This is a genomic window from Streptomyces coffeae (assembly GCF_016741875.1).
Taxonomy (GTDB): Bacteria; Actinomycetota; Actinomycetes; order Streptomycetales; family Streptomycetaceae; genus Streptomyces; species Streptomyces coffeae.
This window is the reverse complement of the sequence record NZ_JAERRF010000243.1, coordinates 1-265: the sequence shown is the minus strand read 5'-3', so window position 1 is coordinate 265 and position 265 is coordinate 1. Positions and strand designations below refer to the sequence as shown.

Annotated in this window: 1 protein-coding gene; it reads right to left on the bottom strand. The window is 67.9% G+C overall.

Annotation, left to right across the window (positions count from 1 at the left end; genetic code table 11):
• Positions 1 to 265 (bottom strand): acyl carrier protein (locus JK363_RS41840; protein WP_201883548.1); only part of this gene is annotated, 265 nt, incomplete at both ends.

Below are 265 nucleotides of genomic sequence, written 5' to 3'. Positions count from 1 at the left end.
TGCGGAGAACGCCTCACCGGACACGTGACCAAGCACGGTGGCCGCTTCATACCGGACCAGCTCGGTGAGCTGCCGCTCCTGCTCGGCCTGATCCAAGCCGGCCAGTCGCTGTGCGAGAGCCGACGTGCCCTGCTCCGCTGGAGCAGCGTCGAACATGGCGCGGACCTCGGGCAGCTCGCCCAATAGCGGGCTGGGCCGCTGTGCCATGAAGGTGCCCGCGAAGCGTTCCCAGTCGACATTGGCGACGATGACGTTCCCGTCACCG